This is a genomic window from Sphingomonas jatrophae (assembly GCF_900113315.1).
Taxonomy (GTDB): domain Bacteria; phylum Pseudomonadota; class Alphaproteobacteria; order Sphingomonadales; family Sphingomonadaceae; genus Sphingomonas_P; species Sphingomonas_P jatrophae.
This window is the reverse complement of the sequence record NZ_FOZG01000003.1, coordinates 672,707-693,229: the sequence shown is the minus strand read 5'-3', so window position 1 is coordinate 693,229 and position 20,523 is coordinate 672,707. Positions and strand designations below refer to the sequence as shown.

The 20,523-nt window shown below is 69.7% G+C and carries 24 protein-coding genes; 14 read left to right on the top strand and 10 right to left on the bottom strand.

Annotated features, from left to right (window positions below; genetic code table 11):
- Window positions 1-3 precede the first annotated feature (3 nt).
- Window positions 4-1,242 carry a sigma-54 interaction domain-containing protein gene (locus tag BM360_RS18790; RefSeq protein ID WP_093317227.1) on the bottom strand — a complete coding sequence of 413 codons (1,239 nt, stop codon included), beginning with the start codon at window positions 1,240-1,242 and terminating at the stop codon, window positions 4-6.
- 263 nt (window positions 1,243-1,505) lie between these two features.
- Between BM360_RS18790 and BM360_RS18785 the strand changes: the two genes are divergently transcribed.
- The gene (locus BM360_RS18785; RefSeq protein WP_093317224.1) at window positions 1,506-2,639 is read left to right on the top strand and encodes a flagellin N-terminal helical domain-containing protein; all 1,134 of its coding nucleotides are present in this window, start codon (window positions 1,506-1,508) and stop codon (window positions 2,637-2,639) included.
- A gap of 117 nt (window positions 2,640-2,756) precedes the next feature.
- On the opposite strand, the gene BM360_RS18780 is transcribed toward BM360_RS18785, so the two are convergent.
- From BM360_RS18780 to BM360_RS18745, 8 genes are all read right to left on the bottom strand, one after another.
- Window positions 2,757-3,044 (bottom strand): GIY-YIG nuclease family protein, encoded by a 288-nt coding sequence (locus tag BM360_RS18780; RefSeq protein ID WP_242653571.1) that lies wholly within the window; start codon window positions 3,042-3,044, stop codon window positions 2,757-2,759.
- 91 nt (window positions 3,045-3,135) lie between these two features.
- Window positions 3,136-3,864, bottom strand: coding sequence for a FliA/WhiG family RNA polymerase sigma factor (locus BM360_RS18775; protein ID WP_093317219.1), 729 nt, complete (start codon window positions 3,862-3,864; stop codon window positions 3,136-3,138).
- Window positions 3,864-5,975, bottom strand: coding sequence for a flagellar biosynthesis protein FlhA (gene flhA, locus BM360_RS18770; RefSeq protein ID WP_093317216.1), 2,112 nt, complete (start codon window positions 5,973-5,975; stop codon window positions 3,864-3,866). The genes BM360_RS18775 and flhA overlap by 1 nt, the downstream gene beginning before the upstream one ends.
- Window positions 5,976-6,155: 180 nt before the next feature.
- Window positions 6,156-6,473, bottom strand: a complete 318-nt coding sequence (locus BM360_RS18765) for a hypothetical protein (protein WP_093317214.1) — start codon at window positions 6,471-6,473, stop codon at window positions 6,156-6,158.
- Window positions 6,470-6,787: a flagellar biosynthesis anti-sigma factor FlgM gene (gene flgM, locus BM360_RS18760; RefSeq protein ID WP_093317211.1), complete on the bottom strand. Its 318-nt coding sequence runs from the start codon at window positions 6,785-6,787 to the stop codon at window positions 6,470-6,472. Before flgM ends, BM360_RS18765 begins: the two co-directional genes overlap by 4 nt.
- A 77-nt stretch (window positions 6,788-6,864) precedes the next feature.
- A complete protein-coding gene (locus BM360_RS18755) occupies window positions 6,865-7,353 on the bottom strand; it encodes a flagella basal body P-ring formation protein FlgA (RefSeq protein WP_093317209.1) in 489 nt (162 codons plus the stop codon).
- Window positions 7,354-7,514: 161 nt separating this feature from the next.
- Window positions 7,515-7,982: an OmpA family protein gene (locus BM360_RS18750; protein WP_093317206.1), complete on the bottom strand. Its 468-nt coding sequence runs from the start codon at window positions 7,980-7,982 to the stop codon at window positions 7,515-7,517.
- Window positions 7,979-8,635 carry a MotA/TolQ/ExbB proton channel family protein gene (locus tag BM360_RS18745; protein WP_093317204.1) on the bottom strand — a complete coding sequence of 219 codons (657 nt, stop codon included), beginning with the start codon at window positions 8,633-8,635 and terminating at the stop codon, window positions 7,979-7,981. Before BM360_RS18745 ends, BM360_RS18750 begins: the two co-directional genes overlap by 4 nt.
- A 209-nt stretch (window positions 8,636-8,844) precedes the next feature.
- On the opposite strand from BM360_RS18745, the gene flgB reads away from it, so the two are divergent.
- The 13 genes from flgB to BM360_RS18680 all read left to right on the top strand — a co-directional run bounded on the left by flgB (window position 8,845) and on the right by BM360_RS18680 (window position 19,478).
- The gene (gene flgB / locus BM360_RS18740; protein WP_093317201.1) at window positions 8,845-9,213 is read left to right on the top strand and encodes a flagellar basal body rod protein FlgB; all 369 of its coding nucleotides are present in this window, start codon (window positions 8,845-8,847) and stop codon (window positions 9,211-9,213) included.
- A 5-nt stretch (window positions 9,214-9,218) separates the two neighbouring features.
- Window positions 9,219-9,623 carry a flagellar basal body rod protein FlgC gene (gene flgC, locus BM360_RS18735; protein WP_093317198.1) on the top strand — a complete coding sequence of 135 codons (405 nt, stop codon included), beginning with the start codon at window positions 9,219-9,221 and terminating at the stop codon, window positions 9,621-9,623.
- Complete coding sequence (locus BM360_RS18730) at window positions 9,620-10,267, top strand: flagellar hook assembly protein FlgD (RefSeq protein WP_093317195.1); 648 nt, start codon at window positions 9,620-9,622, stop codon at window positions 10,265-10,267. Before flgC ends, BM360_RS18730 begins: the two co-directional genes overlap by 4 nt.
- A gap of 23 nt (window positions 10,268-10,290) precedes the next feature.
- Window positions 10,291-11,571 (top strand): flagellar hook protein FlgE, encoded by a 1,281-nt coding sequence (locus BM360_RS18725; protein WP_093317193.1) that lies wholly within the window; start codon window positions 10,291-10,293, stop codon window positions 11,569-11,571.
- 28 nt (window positions 11,572-11,599) lie between these two features.
- A complete protein-coding gene (locus tag BM360_RS18720) occupies window positions 11,600-12,349 on the top strand; it encodes a flagellar basal body rod protein FlgF (RefSeq protein WP_093317190.1) in 750 nt (249 codons plus the stop codon).
- An 11-nt stretch (window positions 12,350-12,360) separates the two neighbouring features.
- A complete protein-coding gene (gene flgG, locus BM360_RS18715; RefSeq protein ID WP_093317188.1) occupies window positions 12,361-13,149 on the top strand; it encodes a flagellar basal-body rod protein FlgG in 789 nt (262 codons plus the stop codon).
- Between the two features lies 1 nt (window position 13,150).
- Window positions 13,151-13,912 (top strand): flagellar basal body L-ring protein FlgH, encoded by a 762-nt coding sequence (locus BM360_RS18710; protein ID WP_093317185.1) that lies wholly within the window; start codon window positions 13,151-13,153, stop codon window positions 13,910-13,912.
- Between the two features lie 9 nt (window positions 13,913-13,921).
- On the top strand, window positions 13,922-15,010 hold the full coding sequence (locus BM360_RS18705; RefSeq protein WP_093317481.1) for a flagellar basal body P-ring protein FlgI: 1,089 nt from the start codon (window positions 13,922-13,924) through the stop codon (window positions 15,008-15,010).
- Complete coding sequence (locus BM360_RS18700; protein WP_423228920.1) at window positions 15,007-15,342, top strand: rod-binding protein; 336 nt, start codon at window positions 15,007-15,009, stop codon at window positions 15,340-15,342. The genes BM360_RS18705 and BM360_RS18700 overlap by 4 nt, the downstream gene beginning before the upstream one ends.
- The gene (flgK, locus tag BM360_RS18695; RefSeq protein ID WP_093317183.1) at window positions 15,339-16,682 is read left to right on the top strand and encodes a flagellar hook-associated protein FlgK; all 1,344 of its coding nucleotides are present in this window, start codon (window positions 15,339-15,341) and stop codon (window positions 16,680-16,682) included. Before BM360_RS18700 ends, flgK begins: the two co-directional genes overlap by 4 nt.
- An 8-nt stretch (window positions 16,683-16,690) precedes the next feature.
- Window positions 16,691-17,506: a flagellin gene (locus BM360_RS18690; protein WP_093317180.1), complete on the top strand. Its 816-nt coding sequence runs from the start codon at window positions 16,691-16,693 to the stop codon at window positions 17,504-17,506.
- A gap of 172 nt (window positions 17,507-17,678) precedes the next feature.
- A complete protein-coding gene (gene motA, locus BM360_RS18685; RefSeq protein ID WP_093317178.1) occupies window positions 17,679-18,542 on the top strand; it encodes a flagellar motor stator protein MotA in 864 nt (287 codons plus the stop codon).
- Window positions 18,543-18,545: 3 nt separating this feature from the next.
- Window positions 18,546-19,478, top strand: a complete 933-nt coding sequence (locus tag BM360_RS18680) for a flagellar motor protein MotB (protein ID WP_093317175.1) — start codon at window positions 18,546-18,548, stop codon at window positions 19,476-19,478.
- A 123-nt stretch (window positions 19,479-19,601) separates the two neighbouring features.
- Here BM360_RS18680 and BM360_RS18675 read toward each other — a convergent pair whose 3' ends face one another.
- Window positions 19,602-20,486 carry a hypothetical protein gene (locus BM360_RS18675; protein ID WP_093317172.1) on the bottom strand — a complete coding sequence of 295 codons (885 nt, stop codon included), beginning with the start codon at window positions 20,484-20,486 and terminating at the stop codon, window positions 19,602-19,604.
- Window positions 20,487-20,523: the final 37 nt, after the last annotated feature.

The window sequence follows — 20,523 nt, the reverse complement described above, 5'->3', positions numbered from 1 at the left end:
CGCTCACGCCGCGGCGCGCATGTCGGCGAGGCGGTAGCGGAGCGTGCGCTCGCTGATGCCCAGCCGCTCGGCGGCGCGCAGGCGATGCCCGCCGGTCGCCGCCAGCGCCTCGGCGATGGCGCGCGCCTGTGCCGCCTTGGCGGTCTCGGCCAGCCGCGCCGGCGCGGTCGGCGCTGCGGGCTCGACCAGCGCATGGGTCGGGTCGATGGCAAGGTCGTCCGCGTCGATGCGCGGGCCGGCGCGCAGCAGCAGCGCGCGCTGGATCACATTCTCCAGCTCGCGCACGTTGCCGGGCCAGCTGTGCGCCATCAGCGTGTCGAGCGCGTCCGTGGTCGGCCACGGGAAAGGCAAACCGGGGCGGAGGTGGCGCAGCATGAGCGCAGCGGCGATGGCGCGCACGTCCTGGCGCCGCGCCGAGAGCGGCTGGAGCGTCAGCGGCATCACGTTCAGCCGCCAGTAGAGGTCCGCGCGGAAGCGGCCGGCGGCGACCTCCGCGGCAAGGTCGCGGTTCGCCGCGGCGACGATGCGCACGTCCACCGCCACTGCCTGCGTCGCGCCGACGGGCAGCACCTCGCGCTCCTGGATGGCGCGCAGCAGCTTGGCCTGGAGCGGCAGCGGCAGTTCCGCCACCTCGTCGAGGAACAGCGTGCCACCCTCCGCCGCGCGGAACAGCCCCTCCGAGGCGGCACCGGCGCCGGTGAAACTGCCCTTCTGGTGGCCGAACAGCATCGCCTCCAGCATCGTCTCGGGCAGCGCCGCGCAGTTGACCGCGACGAACGCGCCGGCCGCCCGGGGGCTCGCGGCATGGACGAAGCGGGCGAAGCCCTCCTTGCCCGTGCCCGTCTCGCCCAGGATCAGCACGGTCGCGTCGCTGTCCGCCACCCGCTCGGCCAGCCGCAGCAGCGCAGCGGACGCCGGCTCGCCGCAGGCGGGGCGGTGCGCGGGGCGGATCAGCTCGGCCACGAGCGCGTGGGCGAAGGCGATGTCGGCGAAGCCGTAGCGGATCGTGGCAGGAAATCCGTTGGCGCGGGGCGTGAAGTCGGGCGCGCCGTCGGCGGCTTCCAGCAGGATGTCGCGGTGCGTGGCGATGGCGCGCTCGGAGGCGTCGAGGATGCGGATCGCGTCGCGACCCGTCACCCCCTTGGGATCGACCAGCGACACGGCCAGCCCCGCACCCGCCAGCCACGCCAGCAAGGTGGGATGGCGGCCATGCGCCGTCTCGCTGAGACCGATGATCGCCATCCCGTTTCCCCCCGAAAGCGCGGTCTGGTCAGGACCGCGGGTTCAATCGCCCCCGCGCGTCGTGCGGGTGCCTTTATGGATATGGGGGCAATTGGTTAACGACCCGTTAGCTTTGCCGCCGTCCGGCAGCCTTCCGGCAGGATCGTGCCGGTCTGCGTATTTTCGGGCTTAATCGCGGCGAAACCCTGCCGTTACCCGCTTCGAGCCGCCGCAGGGGAGTTCCAGTTCGCGCCGGCTACCCATGAGAGCGGAAGGGAACATCAGTGACCGTCATCAACAGCAACATCTCGGCGATGCGCGCCAACAACAATTCGCGGATCGCGGCGCAGGGCCTGCAGAGCGCGATGGAGCGCCTCTCGTCCGGCAAGCGGATCAACTCCGCCAAGGACGACGCCGCCGGCCTCGCCATCTCATCCTCGATGAACTCGCAGATCCGCGGCATGAACCAGGGCATCCGCAACGCCAATGACGGCATCGCGCTGGCGCAGACCGCCGAAGGCGCGCTGTCCGAGGTGACCAACATGCTCCAGCGCGTCCGCGAGCTGACCATTCAGTCGAAGTCGGGCACCTATTCGGCCGACGACCGCTCGAACATCCAGGCGGAAGTCACGGCGCTGACCAGCCAGATCAACGACGTGCTCGACAAGACCGCGTTCAACGGCGTCAAGCTGTTCGACAAGACGGGTTCGTCGGCGAACGACAAGACGATTGCGATCCAGACCGGCTCGGCCTCCAGCGACAACGTGTCGATCAAGCTCAAGTCTTTCGACGGCACCAAGATCAACGCGACCGGCCTGAACGTGCAGGGCAGCGCGACGACGCAGGCCGCCTATGAGGCGACCAAGACCGCAGCGGCGGGCGCCCAGGCAACGAACGACGCAAATGTGAAGGCGCTCGCCGAGGCGCAGGCGACGCTCGCGCAGAAGACCGCGGCCGGCACCAACGTCACCGCCGACGCCGACGCGGTGACCGCTGCGCAGGCCGCGATCGACGGCAAGGGCACCAAGACCAGCAACGATCCTGCGGACGCCAACTACAAGGGCTCCAAGCTGGCGCTGTCCGAGAAGATCGCCGCGCAGACCAGCGCCGAGGCGGCGGTGAACACGAGCGCCGCGACCAACAACAGCACCACGCTCGACAATATCGACGCTGCGCTGAAGGCGGTGAACACCGTCCGCGCCGATCTCGGCGCTTCGCAGAGCCGCCTGGAATCGGTCGTCAACTCGCAGACCAACAACGTCACCAACATGACGGACGCGAAGAGCCGCATCGAAGATGCCGACTTCTCCGTCGAGAGCACGAACCTCGCCAAGTCGCAGATCCTGTCGCAGGCCGCGACGGCGATGCTGGCCCAGGCGAACCAGAGCCAGCAGGGCGTGCTCAGCCTGCTCCGCTAAAGGATTGGTCCCCTTCTAGCGGCTTCATGGGCCCCCGGCGCGCAGTCCCCCCGCGCGCCGGGGGTTTCCTTTTGGGAAGCGACCTTCCGCCCTTCTCATCGTCATGCTGGACTTGTTTCAGCATCCACCACGCGGCGTGAGCCCCAGTTCGACGGAGAGATCCCGCCAACCCGGGTTGTCACGCTCGATCAGGTTCATCTTCCAATCGCGGCGCCACGCCTTCAGCTGCTTCTCGCGCGCGATCGCCGCCTCCATTGTGTCGGCCATCTCGAACCAGACCAGATGGTGCACACCATAGCGGCAGGTGAAGCCCGGCACCGTACCGGCCCTATGCTGATGCAGGCGGCAGGGCAGGTCGCTGGTCACACCGATACAGAGCGTGCCATTGAAGCCGCTCGCGAGCATGTAGACACACGGCTGGCGCTCTTGTCGCATGGAGCGAGCATGCCGCCCGGTGGATGCTGAAACAAGTTCAGCATGACGGCTGGGCCGTAGGCTAAACCCGCCCCTTCAACCCGGCCCGCAGCTTGTCCAGCGCGCTCTTCTTGATCTGGCACACGCGGGCGTTGGTCACGCCCAGCACCTGGCCGATCTCCTCGAGGTTCAGCTCCTCGACGAAATAAAGCTGCAGCACCATCGCCTCGCGCTCGGGCAGCTTGCCGATGCCGTCCGCCAGCAATCTGGACAGAGCGCGGCGGTCGATCGCCTCATCGGCGCGTTCCTCCACGTCGGCGAACCACATCGACTGATCAGAATAGACCTCGTCGAGCGATTCCTGCCGCACCGCCTCCGCGCTGTCGGCGAGCGCGCGGTAGGCCGCGGCGTCCAGCCCCATCGCCTCGGCCATCTCCGCCTCGGTCGGCGCCCGCCCCAGCCGTGTTTCCAGGCCGGAACGTGCCCGGGCGAGATCGCGCCGCCGGCTCATCGCGCCGCGCGCCAGCGTGGCGTGGCGCCTCAGCTCATCGATCATGGCGCCGCGGATGCGCATCGATGCATAGGTGGCAAAGGCGTGGCCGCGATCCTCGAAGCCCTGCGCCGCCTCGACCAGCGCGACCATGCCGACCTGGATCAGATCCTCGACATCCACCGCGTTCGAGACGCGGCCATGGACGTGCCACGCGATCCGCCGGACCAGCGCCATATGCGCCTGCGCCAGCTGCGTCGCGTCCGGGCGGGCCGGGCGGCGGCCGTAGGTGGCGGGCGGGTCGATCGTCTGAAGCAGCATCACAGCACTCCTTCCGCGATGCGCGGCGCGGCCTGCGCACCGCCGACCACCGCGACCACCTCGACCCCCTTGCCGTCGGGAATTTCGAGAAAGGACAGCACCGGCGCATCGGCCAGATGCGGCCTGAGCAGCCGGGCGAGCGGCCGCCTGGCGGCGGGCGAGGTGACGACGGCGAAGCGCCGCGCCTCGGCCATCAGCGGCGCCGCCGCGCTGCCCACCGCCTGCACGATGCGCGCCGCCAGCGCCGGCTCGAACGGGTGGCTGGCGCCCGGCTGCGTGCGGATCGCCTGTGCCAGCATCTGTTCCAGCTGCGCATCCAGCGTGACGACGGGCAGCGGCATCCGCGCTGGCACCACGCCCTGCACGATCAGCGCGCCGATCCGCGAGCGCACCGCCTCCACCAGCCGCGTCGGATCGGCCTCCTCGCGCGCGGCGTCGATCACTGCCTCGGCGATGCGGCGGAATTCCTTGAGGCTGACGCCTTCCGCCAGCAGCGCGCGGCACAGAGCGGCGAGCGAGGCGAGCGGCAGCGGATTGGGGGTCAGCCCCGCGACCAGCTGTGGCGCATTGTCCTTCAGCGCGTCGAGCAGCTTCTGCGTCTCGTCCAGCCCGAACAGGTCGGCCGCGCCCTCCGTCACCAGGCGGTTGAGGTGCGTCGCGATCACCGTCGCGGGATCGACCACGGTATAGCCGGCGATCACCGCCTCGGAGCGCTGGTCCGCGCCGATCCACAGCGCGTCCAGCCCGAAGGACGGATCCTTCACCGGCCGGCCGTCGACCGGCATGATGATGTCGCCGCTGTCGAGCGCCAGCAGATCCTCCGGCCACACCTCGTCCTCGCCGACGACGACGCCCGCCAGCGTGACGCGATAGGCATTGGGGCCGAGCGACAGATTGTCGCGCACGCGCACCATCGGCACGACGAAGCCGAGTTCGCGGCTGAGCTGGCGGCGGATGCCGGTGATCCGCGCCATCAGCGGCGCACCCTTGCGCTCGTCCACCAGGCCGAGCAGCCCGTAGCCGAGCTCGAGGCTGAGGCTCGCACCCTCCGACACCTCGTCCCAGCCGATCATGCCGGGCGCCGCGGTCGGATCGATCTCGGGCTCGGCGGTCGGCACCGCGGCGGCGGCCTGCGCGGCCTTGCGCAGCTTCCACGCGACATAGCCGCACAGCGCGGCGGCCGGCAGGATGATCAGGTGCGGCATGCCCGGCACGCAGCCGAGAATGAACAGGATCGCCGCCACCGGCGTCCACGCGCGCGCGCTGGCGAATTGCTGCGTGATCTGGCCCGACAGGTCGAGCGGCGAGGAGACGCGCGTGACGATGGCGGCCGCCGCGATCGACAGCAGCAACGCCGGCACCTGCGCGACCAGCGCGTCGCCGATCGCCAGGATGATATAGTTGGACGCCGCCTCCGAGATGCTCAGCCCATGGCTGACGACACCGAGCACAAGGCCGCCGAGGATGTTGACGACGAGGATCAGCACGCCGGCGACCGCATCGCCCTTCACGAACTTGGACGCGCCGTCCATCGATCCGTAGAAATCCGCCTCGGTCGCGACCTCCTGCCGCTTCACCTTGGCCTCGTCCGGCGTCATCAGCCCGGCGTTCAGATCCGCGTCGATCGCCATCTGCTTGCCGGGCAGCGCGTCGAGGGTGAAGCGCGCCGACACTTCGGAGACGCGCCCCGCGCCCTTGGTGATGACGACGAGGTTGATGATCATCAGGATCGCGAAGACGAACAGGCCGACGGCATAGTCGCCGCCGATCAGGAAGCTGCCGAACGCCTCGATCACATGCCCCGCCGCCGCCGGCCCGGTATGCCCATCGACCAGCACCACGCGCGTGGACGCGACGTTGAGCGACAGGCGCAGCAGGGTCGCGAACAGCAGCACGGTCGGAAAGGCGGAGAAATCGAGCGGCTTGGCCGCGTTCAGCGCCACCATCAGCACCGCCAGCGAGATGACGATGTTGAGGATGAAGCCGAGGTCCAGCACCGTCGACGGCACCGGCACGACCATCAGGCCGACCAGCATCAGCGTGGCGAAGGGCAGGATCGCGGACTTGGCCGATCCGGCCCAGACCGATTTGGTCAGCGCGGGCGTCGCCATCGTCTCAGGCTCCCGTAGCCGCAGTCGCGGCGGGGAGGGGAGAGCAGATCATGCCGGAAGTCCTCGTCGATTGCACGAGGACGTATGAAGCAAGGGGTGTGCCAGACCTTCGAAGGGCCGTCATGCTGAACTCGTTTCAGCATCCACCGGCCGGCAAGGTCATCGGCCGCTCGGCCAGGTTTAGGCGCTGTGCTGCGCCGCCCGCGTATAGCCGATCCGCGGCGGCGCACCGCGCGCCCGCATCAGCGCGTCCAAGCGGCGGCGGGCCTGTTCGGCCAGGAAGTTGGTCCGGATCGCCGCGGCATCCACCAGCCCCAGCGCGCCTGCCACGGCATCGCGGGCCTCGGGCGTCGTCTCCAGCCCCCCCTGCCGCTTTACTTGCGCCAGCGCTTCGCCCAGCGCCCGTGTCGCCGTCTCGATCGGCTCCACCCGGCCGCTGTCGAGCGCGAAGACGAGCTGTTCCTGCGCGCGGGCCAGGCCGGCAAGGGCGGCAATCATTTGCCGCCCGCCTTGCCGTCCGTCTTGCCGGGGCTTGCCGGGGCAGGGGCGGGCAGATCGAGTTCGATCATCTTGTCGGCAATGGCGCTCGGGTCCGCCGCATAGCTTCCCGCGGCGATCGCCTTCTTCAGCTGGGCCACCTTGGTCGCATCCACCGGCGGACCGAAGGCGGCAAGGTCGGCCGCGGGATTGGGCACCGTGCCGCTGGCTGCGGCGCGGCTGATCAGCCCCGTGCGCGATACCTTCGCCACCGGCGCCACGCTCTGGGTGGCGCCTATCCTGCCTGCACCGGTCGGTCCGATCCCGTCGACCATCGCTCGTCACCTTCGTTCGCCGGCCTCGTCGCCGGCCTCCACGCCTGTGATTACGGCGGGATTGCCGAAAGATTAAATCATGGAATCCGCGCCCGCCCAAGCTCCACCACCTCGGCGATGACGACGGGCGCCTTGGCGTCGGCGCGCAGGCGGATGCGGCCGCCGGCCACGCCATCTTCCTGCGCGACCGTCTGGGTCGAAACGACGAAGCCGTCCCGCTCCGCCACCAGCTCGACCGGATCGCCGCGCTTGATCACGGGCGCGGCGCGCATCGCGGGCGATCCCGCGGCGGAGGTCATGGCGAGGCGCTTCAGCGGCACGCGCAGCTTCCAGCCGATCGCCGGGCAGGCGAGCGTCACCGCGCCCAGCGCGGGCGGCTCGATGCTGACGGGTTGCGGGCAGGCGGCCAGCTTCAGCCGCCGGTCGATCGGCGCGGCCGGCCCGCCGACCTCGCCGATGCCGGCGCCCAGCGCGCCAGTCAGCCGCGTCTCGAGCGCGGCAAGATTCTGGAACGGCGCGGCGGCGGCCGGGGCGGCGAGCAGCAGGACAGGCAGGAACAGGCGCATGAAGGGCACTCCGATGGACGTGCCGCGCGCGTTGCAAGGGACGGGCCAACCCGCCCCCGCGTCATCCCGGACTTGGTCCGGGATCCACCGTGCGGCGCATCCGTCGGCCGCTTGTCCGGGCAGATGGGTGGATGCCGGAACAAGTCCGGCATGACGGAGGACTAGCCCGCGAACGCCACCCTTAACCGCTGCGGCCCCGTGCCGCCCCCCGGCAGCGCCACCTCGATCCGCGCCTCGCCCAGACCACCGCTCCGCAGCGCCCGCGCCACCGCCGCCGCCCGCGCCGCGGCCAGCTCCCACCGGTCCAGCCGCGCGCCACCCGCATCGCCGCCGGTGCCTGTGACAAACGCCCGCTCGCCCCGCTGCACGGCCGCCGCGCCCGCCGCACGCAGCCGCGCCGCCGCGTCAGGCCGCAGCACCGCCTCGCCCGGCTCGAACAGGTCCGACGCCGCAAGTTCCAGCGGCAGCGTCCCCGCCGCCGCCTCCGCGCCGAAGCCCGCGCGCATCCCCGCCGCCAGCTGCCGCGGGTCGAGGCTCCGCGCGTGCAGCAGCACGAAGAAGGCGATCAGCAGCAGGCACAGGTCGACGAAGCTCATCAGCCAGCGCGTCTGCGCGGCCGCCGCCCTCATGCCGCGGCCCTGAGGTCGAACGCGTCATGCGCCAGCCGCGCCAGCCGGGCGACGGCGCGGCGCTGCCACGCCGCCTCCGCCTCGGACAGGCGCTCCAGCCGCGCCGCGATCGGGCCGGCGATCGCGCCGGACAGGACGACACCGTAGAGCGTCGTCAGCATCGCCAGCGCCATGGCCGGGCCGATCGCCGCGGCATCCTCCATCCGCGCGAACATGGCGACCAGCGCCACCACCGTGCCGATCATCCCCATGGCCGGGGCCGCATCCGCGACCGCCCGCCAGAAGCCGATCGCGCCGGCATGCCGCTCCGAACGGACGGTCAGCGCCTCCTCGCCCCACGCCACGAACGCCGCCGCGCTCGGCGCATCGGCCAGCCGCCGCGCGGCACGGCGCAGGAATCCTTCCGCCGCCACCCGGTCCACCTGCGCCAGCGTGCGCAGCTGCACGCGCGCCTCGATCCGGCTGAGCGCCCGCAGCGCTGCCAGCCCGTCGCGCGCCGGGTCCGCGCGGAACAGGGGGCCGAGCGCGGCAAAGGCGCGCGCGCGATCTTCTCCGGTCGAGCGGAAGCAGGCGATGGCGAACGCACCGCCGATCACCAGCAGGAGCGCCAGCGGATCGAGATAGCGGCCGATCTCGGCCCAGAATTGCGTCATCCCCCGATCCCCCGCCGGCACCCGGCAACACGCTGCCGCCCACCGGCAAATTCCTGCCGCCCCTGCCGCCTCGCCTCCGCTTTGCCGGTTTGCATGTGGTCCAGCGGCATTTGGCACGGCCATTGCTTATCGGTGGTCGTGATCAAGCAAGGTCGGCCCGCTCGCCCCTCAAAACGGCAGCGGCTGGCGAAGATTAAGGAGGCGGCCTCATGGGCCAGGGCTCGAACCTGTTCGGTATCCACGGCGATGCGCTGGCGATCCGCAGCCAGCGGCTGGCGCTGCTGGCGTCGAACATCGCGAACGCCGCGACGCCCGGATACAAGGCGCGCGATCTCGATTTCGGCAAGGCGCTCGACGCCGCCACCAAGGATCAGGGCATCGACAGCCGTTCAGTGGATCGGGCGGTGTCCGGCGCCACCGGCTACCGCGTGCCGCTGCAGATGGCGCTCGACGGCAATACGGTGGAGCTCAACACCGAGCAGACCAAGTTCGCCGAGAACGCCGTGCAATATCGCACCACGCTCTCCTTCCTCGAAGGCCGCATCTCGACCGTGATGACGGCCCTGCGCGGGGAGTGAGGGCGATGGCGAATCCCATGAGCGTGTTCGACATCGCCGGCCGGGCGATGTCGGCCCAGATGGTGCGGCTCAACACCACCGCGTCCAACCTCGCCAATGCGAACTCGGTCGCCGGCACCAAGGCGCAGGCTTTCCGCGCGATGAAGCCCGTCTTCGAGACCGTGAGCGAGCGGCCCGGCGTCGCCACGGTGCGCGTCAGGGAAGTCGTCACCACCGCCGCCGATCCGACCAGGCGCCACGATCCCGAAAGCCCGCTCGCCGACCGCAATGGCGACGTGTGGGAGGCCGCCGTCGATAGCGCGGCCGAGATGGTCGAGATGCTGGAGACGGCGCGCCAGTATCAGAACAACGTCCAGGTCTTGCAGACCGCCAAGACCCTCACCCTCGATACGCTGAGGCTCGGCAAATGACGACCGTGAACCCCACCGACACGCTCTCCATCGCGTCGGCGACGACCAAGAAGTCGTCGCTCGGCCAGGAGGATTTCCTCAAGCTGATGACGACACAGCTGAAGACGCAGGATCCGTTCGATCCGGTCGACAACAGCCAGATGGTCGCGCAAATGGCGCAATTCTCGTCCGTCGCCGGCATTGCCGAGATGAACCAGAGCCTGAAGTCGATCGTCGACACGATCGGCGGCAGTCGCATCGGCGATGCCGCGGGCTGGATCGGCAAGGGCGCGCTCGTGCCCTCCGACACCGCCGGCGCGCTTGGCGACGGCAGCTATCGCGGCGAGGTGACGCTCGACAAGGCGGCGACCGGCGTCACGCTCAGCCTCGTCGATGCGAACGGCGCGGTGCAGCACAGCGAAAATCTGGGGGCCCAGCCCTCTGGCACCGTCCAGTTCCAGTGGGACGGCAAGGACGCGCAGGGCAAGGCCGTTGCCGGTCCGCTCAAGGTCGTCGTCAACGCGACCGCCACCGAGGGCAAGGTCACGCCCGCCATCGCCACCTGGACGGGCGTCACCGGCGTCCAGTCCCCCGCCAGCGGCGCGACGAAGCTCGTCACGCCGATCGGCACCTTCGATCCCGCCGACGTCCAGCGTCTCGGCTAAGCCCTTCCGTCAGGAGCAGTTCCATGTCCTTCTACACCTCGCTCTCCGGCCTCAAGGGCGCGCAGACCGATCTGTCCACCATCTCCAACAACGTCGCGAACGTCGGCACGATCGGTTTCAAGAAGAGCCGGACCGAGTTCGGCGATATCTTCTCCGCCTCGCCCTTCCAGTCGGGCTCGATCCCCGGGCAGGGCACGCGGCTGAAGGGGATCACGCAGGAATTCGGCCAAGGCGGCTTCCAGACGTCGGATCGCAGCCTCGATCTCGCCATCTCCGGCCAGGGCTTCTTCGTCACCCGCTCCGATGCGACGGGCGGCAACGTCGCCTTCACCCGCAATGGCGCGTTCGGCCTCGATGCGCAGCGTTACGTGACGGATGGCGACGGCAATTACCTGCAGGTGCTGCCGGTCGACGACACCGGGAACGTGACGGCGACGGGCCTTGCCGCCACGCGCAATCTCCAGGTGCCGGCCACCTCGGGCGAGGCGCAGGCGACGGGTAAGGTCAATCTGTCGGTCACCTTCCCGGCGGATGCGGACCTGCCGTCCAAGCGCGCAGCCTACGCCTCCACGCCCTACGCCTTCGACCGCTTCGATCCGAACAGCTACAATTATTCGACCGCGACGACCGTCTATGACGCGACCGGCAATGCCTTGCCGGCGACGCTCTATTACACCCGCACCGCCGCACCCGATGCGGGCAATGCCGGCTCGACGTGGGAAGCGCGGCTGTTCGTCGGGTCGAGCGAGGTCGGCACGCCGACGCTGCTCAGCTTCGATGCGAACGGCAAGCTGACGCAGCCGAACGGTCCCGTCACCTTTCCTGCGACGCAGCCCGCGGGCGCCACCGCGCCGCTGACGCTCAACCTCGATTTCGGCACGGCCACGTCGCAGGCGGCGTCGCCCTTTACGCTGAAGGCGTTCACGCAGGACGGTTTCGCCGCAGGCCAGCTCGACAACGTCTCGGTCGGCGGCGACGGCCTCGTCACCGCCACCTTCTCCAACGGCACGACGCAGAAGCTGGGCAAGCTCGCCATGGCCACCTTCGCCAACCCCTCGGGCCTGCGCCAGCTGGGCGATGCGCGCTGGGGCATCACCGGCAATTCGGGCGAGCCGCTCGTCGGCGAGGCCGGCTCGGACGGGCTCGGCGTGATCCAGTCGGGCGCGCTCGAGCAGGCGAATGTCGACATCACCGAGGAACTCGTCGCGCTCATCCAGGCGCAGCGCAATTTCCAGGCGAACGCCAAGGCGATCGATACCGCCAACCAGATGACCCAAATCGCGGTCAACCTGCGCGGCAGCTGATTCCGGCAGATCGGACGGAGGCTGATCCATGGATCGCGTGATGTATTCCTCGCTGTCCGCCATGCGCTCGCTCATGGCGCGGCAGACGGCGGTGGCGAACAACCTGGCCAATGCCGCGACGCCCGGCTTCCGCGCCGACATGGAGGCGCAGCAGGCCTTGTGGGTCCGCGGCGGCGCCTCGGGCATGGATTCGCGCGCTTATGCGGGCGAACAGGTGCACGGCGCCGACATGACCGAGGGCGCGATGAACGCCACCGGCCGCCCGCTCGACGTGGCGTTCGGCGAAGGCCAGCTGCTCGCGGTCCAGGGGCCGGACGGGCAGGAGGCCTATACGCGCCGCGGCGACCTGCAGCAGACCGACAGCGGCCTGCTGACCACGGGCGACGGCAAGCCGGTGCTGGGCGAGGGCGGCCCGATCATGCTGCCGCCGGCCGACAAGATCATGATCGCCAAGGATGGTACGATCAACATCGTGCCGGCCGGGCAGGATCCGTCGCTGCCGCCGGTCATGGTCGATCGTCTCAAGGTGGTGGGCACCGCGGGCGTCAAGATCGCCAAGGGCGAGGACGGCCTGTTCCATGCCGCCGAAGGTGGCACGCTTCCTGCTTCTCCCGAGCCCAAGGTGACCGCGGAGACGCTGGAAGCCTCCAACGTCAACACTGCGCAGGCGCTTGTCCAGATGATCGACGCCGCGCGCTCCTGGGAAGCCCAGGTGAAGATGATGCAGGAGGCCAAGCAGATCGACGTCTCCGCCGCCGAACTGATGAAGCTGGATTGAGGATCTAGGATATGACCAGCGCCGCCCTCCACGTCGCCCGCACCGGCCTCGACGCGCAGTCCGCCCGGATGCGCGTGATCGCCAACAACCTCGCCAACGTGAACACGACGGGGTTCAAGCGCGATCGCGCCAATTTCGAGACGCTCGCCTATCAGGCGATGACCGCGCCGGGCTCGCCATCGGCCGGCGACAATCGTTATGCCACCGGCACGCAGCTCGGCTCCGGCGTCCAGCTACAGGGCACCGCGCGGATCGACACGCAGGGCTCGCTCCAGACCACTGGCAACAGCTACGACCTCGCCATCGAGGGCGCCGGCTATTTCCAGGTGCAGATGCCCGACGGCAAGACGGCCTATACCCGCGCGGGCAATTTCAACCTGACGGCGGAAGGCCGCATCGTCACCTCGGACGGCATGCCGCTCATCCCCGAGATGACCGTACCCGAAGGCGCCGAGAGCGTCACCATCGGCACCGATGGCACCGTGTCGGTCAAGGTCGCCGGGCAGACCGAGGCGACCGAGCTCGGCAAGATCCAGACGGCGCGCTTCACCAATCCGGCGGGGCTTGAATCGCTCGGCAACAACCTGCTCGGCGAGACGGCGGCATCGGGCGCGCCGCAGGTCGGAGATGCCGGCACCGAGGGGCGCGGCGCGATCCGCCAGGGCAGCCTCGAAGGCTCCAACGTCAACGTCGTCGAGGAACTCGTCGACATGATCGAGACGCAGCGCGCCTACGAGGTCAACTCCAAGATGATCAAGTCGACCGACGAGATGCTGCAATATGTCAACCAGCAGCTCTGAGATGACCCCGCACCCCACTCCGTTCGGGCTGAGCCTGTCGAAGCCCTGCTCTTCTTCGGCGAAGGGAGGCCGGCCCTTCGACAAGCTCAGGGCGAACGGTGTCCTTGCGTTGGCGGTGCTTGCCGTCGTCACCGCCACTCCCGCCGACGCGCGCAAGAAGCCGAAGCCGCGCGATCCCGAATGGATGCCGACCTACGCTCCCATGCCAGCGCCTGTGCCGGAGCCCGGCAACGGCGCCATCTTCCAGGTCGCCCAAGGCTACGCTCCTGTCTATCAGGGCAATCGCGCCGCCCGCGTCGGCGACGTGCTGACCATCGCGCTGGTCGAGCGCACGCTCGCCACCAAGAGCTCGACGCAGACCTCCGACCGGCAGGGCAATATCGGCCTGACCCCGCCGACCACCGGTCCGCTCGACTTCATCAAGAAGTCGGACGTGTCGCTGGGCGGCGGCGGCAGCTTCAACGGCAAGGGCCAGGCGACCCAGTCCAACGCGCTTTCGGGCGAGATCAGCGTCACCGTGGCGGAGGTCTATCCCAACGGCACGATGCTGGTGCGCGGCGAGAAGATGGTCACGCTCAACCGCGGCGACGAGCATGTCCGGCTCGCCGGCCTCGTCCGCACGTCGGACATCGGCCCGGACAATCGCGTCCTCTCCACCCGCGTCGCCGATGCGCGGATCACCTATACCGGCACCGGCGAAGTCGCGCGGTCCAGCCGTCAGGGCTGGCTCCAGCGCTTCTTCTCGGTCGTCTCGCCTTTCTAGAGGATGACGATGCGTCGCCTGCTTCTCACACTTGCCTTGCTGGTCGGCCTTGCCGCACCCGCCGCGGCGGAGCGGATCAAGGATCTCGGCACCTGGTCGGGTCTGCGTGCCAACCAGCTGACCGGCTACGGCATCGTCGTCGGCCTCGCCGGCACGGGCGACGACAGCCTCGAATATGCCACGCAGGCGATGAAGGGCACGGCGCAGCGCTTCGGCTTCGATCTGCCGCCCGGCATCAACCCGGCGCTGAAGAATGCCGCGGCGGTGATGATCACCGCCGATCTGCCTGCCTTCGCCAAGCCCGGGCAGAAGCTCGACATCACCGTCTCCGCCATCGGCAAGGCCAAGTCGCTGCGTGGCGGCACTCTGCTCATCTCGCCGCTCCGCGGTGCCGACGGCCAGATCTACGCGATGAGCCAGGGCAGCCTTGCGGTCGGCGGGCTCGGCGTCGACGGCAAGGATGGCAGCTCGGTCATCGTCAACGTGCCGACCGCGGGCCGCATCCCCGGCGGCGCCACGGTGGAACGCGCGGTGGACGCCGGCTTCGCCACCGCCCCCACGCTCGTCTTCAACCTGTCGGAGGCGGACCTGACCACCGCGCAGCGCGTCGCCGCGGCGATCAACGCGGGCGGCGCGCAGGCCCGCGCGACCGATGCGGTGTCCATCAGCGTCACCGCCCCGCCGGGGGCCGAGGCGCGCGCGATGCTGATGAGCATGATCGAAAACCTCTCGGTCGATCCCGCCGAAGCGCCCGCGCGCGTCATCGTCAATGCGCGCACCGGCACCGTCGTGATCAACGGCGCGGTGCGGATCAAGGCCGCCGCCGTCACGCACGGCAAGCTCACCGTTGCGGTGCAGGAGCAGACGCGCGTCAGCCAGCCGCAGCCGTTCAGCCAGGGCCGCACGCGCGACGAGAATCAGTCCGCCGTCTCCGTCTCGGAGGAGCATCGCCCGATGTTCGAGGTGAAGCGCACCGCCAATCTCGCCGACATCGTGAAAGCGGTGAACGCGATCGGCGCCTCGCCTGCCGATCTCGTCGCCATCCTCGAGGCACTGAAGCAGGCCGGCGCGATGACCGCCGATCTGGTGGTCCTGTGAGTAGTTCGGCTTCTGGCCCGTCGATCATCGGCGGCAGCGTCGCCACGCCGCAGGCGGGCCAGCCCGCCGACAAGCTGAAGGCCACCGCGCAGGCGTTCGAGGCGGTGTTCATCCGCCAGATCATGGCATCGATGCGCTCGGCGAGCCTCGGCGACGACATGTTCGGCTCGTCGGCCGGCGATCAGTTCCGCGACCTCGCCGACGCGCGCACCGCCGATGGCATGGCCGCCAAGGGCACGTTCGGCATCGCCGAGCTGCTGATGGCGCAGCTCGGCAAGACGGTGCCGGGCGGCAAGACGCTGCCGGCAACGGGTGAGGAGCTGCCCAAGTGACAGACCTGCTCGGCATCGGCGCGTCGGGCCTGTCCTCCTACCGGACGGGCCTGTCGACCATCGGTGACAATGTCGCCAACGCCAACACCGCCGGCTACGTCCGTCGTGACGTGACCCTCGGCGCTGCGGCCACGATCGGCGGCGCCAACCCGCTCTATCGCGATGGCTCGGCGGTCGGCGGCGTGCGCGTGCTCGGCGTCGCGCGCGCGGCGGATGCCTACAAGATCGCCGACGCGCGCCTGACGGCCGCTGATGCCGCGCGTGCCGATGCGCGCGCGCGCTGGCTGGCCACCGCCGAGACGCAACTGCCGGACGGTAGCAAGGGCGTGGCGATGAAGCTTACCGCCGTCTACACCGCTGCCGACGCGCTCGCCGCCGATTCCGAAGGCAATCTGCCGCGCCAGGCCATGCTGACCGCGCTGGACGATGCCGCCAGCGGCCTGCGCACCAGCGCCGACGGTCTTGCGCGTGTCTCCGCCGGCATCGGCACCGAGGCGAAGGACCTGACCGACCGGCTGAACGCCAGCCTGTCCGCGCTGTCGCAGCTCAATTCCACGCTCCGCCGCCTGCCCGAGGGCAGCAGTGCCAAGGCCGCAGCGCTCGATGAGCGGGACCGGCTGCTCGACGGCATTGCGGGCGCGGTCGGCATCGATGTCTCGTTCGACGCGGCGGGTGCCGTCGGCATCACCGCGGCGGGCGCGAGCGGAACCACCCTGCTCGACGGCCGCGGCCCCGCGCTCGTCAGCCTCGCCGCGGCAGAGGATGGCCGCCTGTCGCTCTCCGTCGAGCGGGACGGCGCCGTCTCAGCGCTGGCGCCGTCGGGCGGCAGCCTGTCGGGGCTGGTCGATGCGGCGGCCAGCATCGCCGGCCGGCGGCGTCAGCTCGACGCAGTGGCGGTTGATTTCGCCGCGCAGATCAACGCGTGGAATGCAGGCGGCACCACCCGGGCCGGCACTGCCGGCGCGGCCCTGCTCGCCGCGACCGGGGCGGGCGACATCGCGCTCGCCACCGACAATCCCGCCGCACTCGCCGCTGCCAAAGGCGGCAGCGCCAACGGCAATGCCCTCGCGCTCGCCGCCACGCGGGGGGCCGGCGGCATCGAAGCGCGTGCCGCAGCACTCGTCTCGGGCCTCTCGCAGAGCGTCGCCGCCGCCAAGGTGGAGAGCGCCTCCGCCGCCACCCGCGCCGACAGCTCGGCCGCGGCGCGCGATGCCGGCAGCGGCGTCGATCTCGACCGCGAGGCGGCGGAGCTGATCCGCTTCCAGCAAGCCTATGATGCGTCCGCGAAGATCGTCCAGGTCGCGCGCGAGACGCTGCAATCCATCCTCCAGCTGTTCTGAGGGCTTCCATGATCGGCGCCACCTCCACCCGCATCTCCGCCGAGATCGCCCGTCAGGGAAAGCTCGCCCAGTCCATCGCGCGGCTGCAGACCGACATCTCGTCGACCAAGCGGCTCCAGGCCGGATCGGACGATCCCGCGGCCGCCGCCCGCGTCGCCGACATCCGCCGCTCGGAGGCGAACCAGGCCGTCTATGCCGCCAACGTCCAGGCAGGCGCCGCCACGGCGACCCGCGTCGACGGCGCGCTGGAGTCGACCGCAACCGGGCTCGACCGCGCACGCGAGCTGTTGATGAGCGCGCGCAACGGCACCCAGTCGGCCGAAAGCCGCGCCGCGATCGCGACCGAGCTTGCCGCCATCGCCGACGATGTCGCCGCCGCGCGCACCGCCACCGATTCGCGCGGCCGCCCGCTGTTCCCGGAGGGCACGCCGCTCCAGCTCCCGATCGGCGAGGGCGTGACCACGGCCGCCACCGTCTCCCGCGACGATGCGTTCGGCGGCATGGAGGAGATGCTGCGCGCTGCCGCGAAGGCAGTGAGCGATGGCGACCCCGCCGCGATGCAGACCGGCCTCGACGCGCTGGTCACGCAGAGCGACAGCCTCACCCGCGTCCGCGCCGAACATGGCGTCCGTGCCGACCGGCTCGACGATGCGCGCGAGGCGCTCAAATCCTCCGCACTCGATCTGGAGGAGGAGCGGGTCGCGCTCGAAGGCACCGATCTGCCCGCCGCCATCGCCCAGCTGCAATCGCAGATGCTGACGCTGGAGGCCGCCCAGTCCGTCTTCGCCAAGCTCAACGCCAAGACGCTGTTCGACCTGCTGTAATCTTTTCCGTCATGCTGAACTCGTTTCAGCATGACGAAGGGTGGCTCTAACTCTGTTCGAGCTGAGCCTGTCGAAGCGCCGTCCTTCTCTTCGGCTCCAGCCGCTAGGCCTTGCTTAACGCCTCCACGCTAAAGCCGGTCTCCAGTCAGTTAACCCAAGGCGTTCCCGTCCCATGTTCGCAGCAATCGGCCTCGTCGTCCTTCTCGCGATGGTGTTCGGCGGCTTCGCCTTCACCGGCGGCGATCTCGCGCCGGTGCTGCACGCCATCCCGCACGAAATGCTCATCATCGGCGGTGCCGCGGTCGGCGCGGTGCTGGCGGGCAATTCGATGAAGGAGCTGAAGCAGCTCGGCGGCGGCCTCGCCAAGGTGTTCAAGGGTCCGCGCTACAAGCGGCAGGATTTCCTCGACACGATCTTCCTCGTCTCGCGCCTGATGAAGATGCTGCGCACCGACGGCCCCGTCGCGCTGGAGCCGCATATCGAGGATCCGAAGAACTCGACCATCTTCCAGGAATATCCCAAGCTCCTGAAGGACGACACGCTGATCCACATGATCGCGGATACGCTGCGACTGGTCGTCGTCTCCAGCGGAACGCTCGATCCGATGGCGGTCGAGGATGTGATGAACAACAGCCTCAAGACGCATCATCACGATGCGGTGCGCCCCGCTGACATGCTCCAGAACCTGGCGGATGCGCTGCCCGCGCTCGGCATCGTCGCGGCGGTGCTCGGCGTCGTGAAGACGATGGGCTCGATCGACAAGCCGCCGTCGATCCTCGGCGGCATGATCGGCTCGGCGCTGGTCGGCACCTTTCTCGGCGTGCTGCTCGCCTATGGCATCGTCGCGCCGTTTGCCAATCGCTGCCGCCAGGTGATCGAGGCGGATGCCGCCATCTATGAGGTGGTCAAGCAGATCATCGTCGCCTCGCTCCAGGGCCATCCGCTGCCGCTGGTGATCGAGGCCGCGCGCTCGGGCATCACCCACTCGAACCAGCCGGCCTTCGCCGAGGTGTTCGACGGTATGCGGGGGCGGTAAGCCGTGGCCAGTGCAGCGCGCAAGCGGGCGCCCGAGCCGGAGCCCGTTCGCCCGATCATCGTCAAGAAGATCATCGTCGAGGGTCATGGCGGCCATCACGGCGGCGCGTGGAAGGTCGCCTATGCCGATTTCGTGACGGCGATGATGGCCTTCTTCCTGCTGCTGTGGATCCTCGGCGCCACGACCGAGAAGCAGCGCAAGGGCATCGCCGACTACTTCTCGCCGACCCTTGTCGAGACGCGGCAGAAATCCGGCGGCGGCAACGGCCCGCTCGGCGGCGATTCGCTGACCGCGAAGGACAAATATCCCAAGTCCGGCGGCACCGGCACCAAGTCCATCACCATCCCGCGCGATGCGACCGGCGGCAAGATGGAGGGCGCCATGGCGGCCAAGCAGCGCGATCGCGCCCGCTTCGCCGCGCTCCGCCGCCAGATCGTCGAGAAGATGCAGAAGGATGCGCGGCTTCGGCGGCTGGTGAAATCGGTCCGTTTCGTCGAGACACGCGAGGGCTTGCGCATCGATCTCGTCGATCAGTCCGATTTCGCCATGTTCGCGCTCGGCACCGATCGGCTGCTGCCGGATGCGCAGGCGCTGGTGCGGACGGTGGCGGGCGTCATCTCCGCCTCGCCCAACGACGTGATCGTGCGCGGCCACACCGATGCGCTGCCTTATGCCGCGGGCCGTGCGGTCAACAACTGGACGCTCTCCTCCGCCCGCGCCGAGGCGACCCGTCGCGCGCTCGACGTGGCGGGCGTCGCGCCCCGCCGCTTCGCCCGGATCGAGGGCGTGTCCGATCGCGAGCCCTATGTGCCCGCCGACCGCTACGATCCGCGCAACCGCCGCATGTCGGTGACCTTGGCATGGGAGAAGGGTGGGGCGGACGTGCCTGCCGTCGAGCCTGCGGGCGTGACAGAAGAGAAGGCTTCCGCGCACTGAGAAGCCTGTCGTCACCCCGGACTTGGTCCGGGGTCCACTCCTCCGCCAGGCCAATCGGCCGCAAGAAGTGCGTCACTGTGGATGCCGGAACAAGCCCGGCATGACGAAGAAGGGCAGGCGGTCCTAAACCGTGCCCAGCTGGTTCAGCACCATCAGATAGGCCAGCCGCGCCTGCCCCGGCTGCGGCTTGAGCAGGTCGATCCCCGCGCTTGCCTGCGCCTGTTGCCCCAGCATCGCCTCCAGCGGCGAGGGCGCGCTCGCCCCCTCGGTGGTCAGCGCCGCAAGCTGCACGGTCGCGACCTCGGGCGGGGTCGGGCTGAGCGCCTGGTCCTCCGCCATCAGCGTCGGGCCAGGATCGTCGGCGACGGGCGGCGCCTCTGCGGGTCCGCCGATCTTCCTGCCCATCAGGGCATAGACCTGCCCCAGCGACCGCGCCTCGCCGCTCTTGGTATAGAAGATGGTGCGATTGGCGGCCGCCTCGCGCGGGAACAATGCCGCGGCGGTGGCGCCCGGGGCATGGTCCGCCGCCTTCAGGAACTTCTTGGCGCCGTGCAGCCCGAGGAAGTGCGCGAAATAGAGATCGGTCGAGCCGACGTCGCGACCGAGGCTCTGCTTCAGCCCTGCCGCATTGTCGCTGGCATAGGCCGCCGCCATCAAGGACGACGCCTCCGGATCCTTGCGCAAGGCAAACACCGCCTCGCGATACTCGCTCTTCACCGTCCAGCGGCCGCCCTGGCGGTGGATCGCATCCGCCGCCCAGCCATAGCCATGCTCTGCTCCGTGCTGCTTCATCACGCCGAGCCAGCTCTGGTCGATGAACTGGTAGAGGCCGGTGGCCGAGCTGTTGCCCGCCTTGGCTGTCGGGTTCAGCCCGCTTTCGGATTTGGCCTGGTTGAGCAGATAAGTGAAATCCACGCCCGTGCGGTTCGCCGCACGGCCGATCGCGCGGCGGATCGCCTGCGCGTCACCGGTCTGATCCAGCGTTGGGCGGATCGTCTGCCTGCTCATGCCACAGCCATGAACGGACAAGGTTAACCAAAGGTAA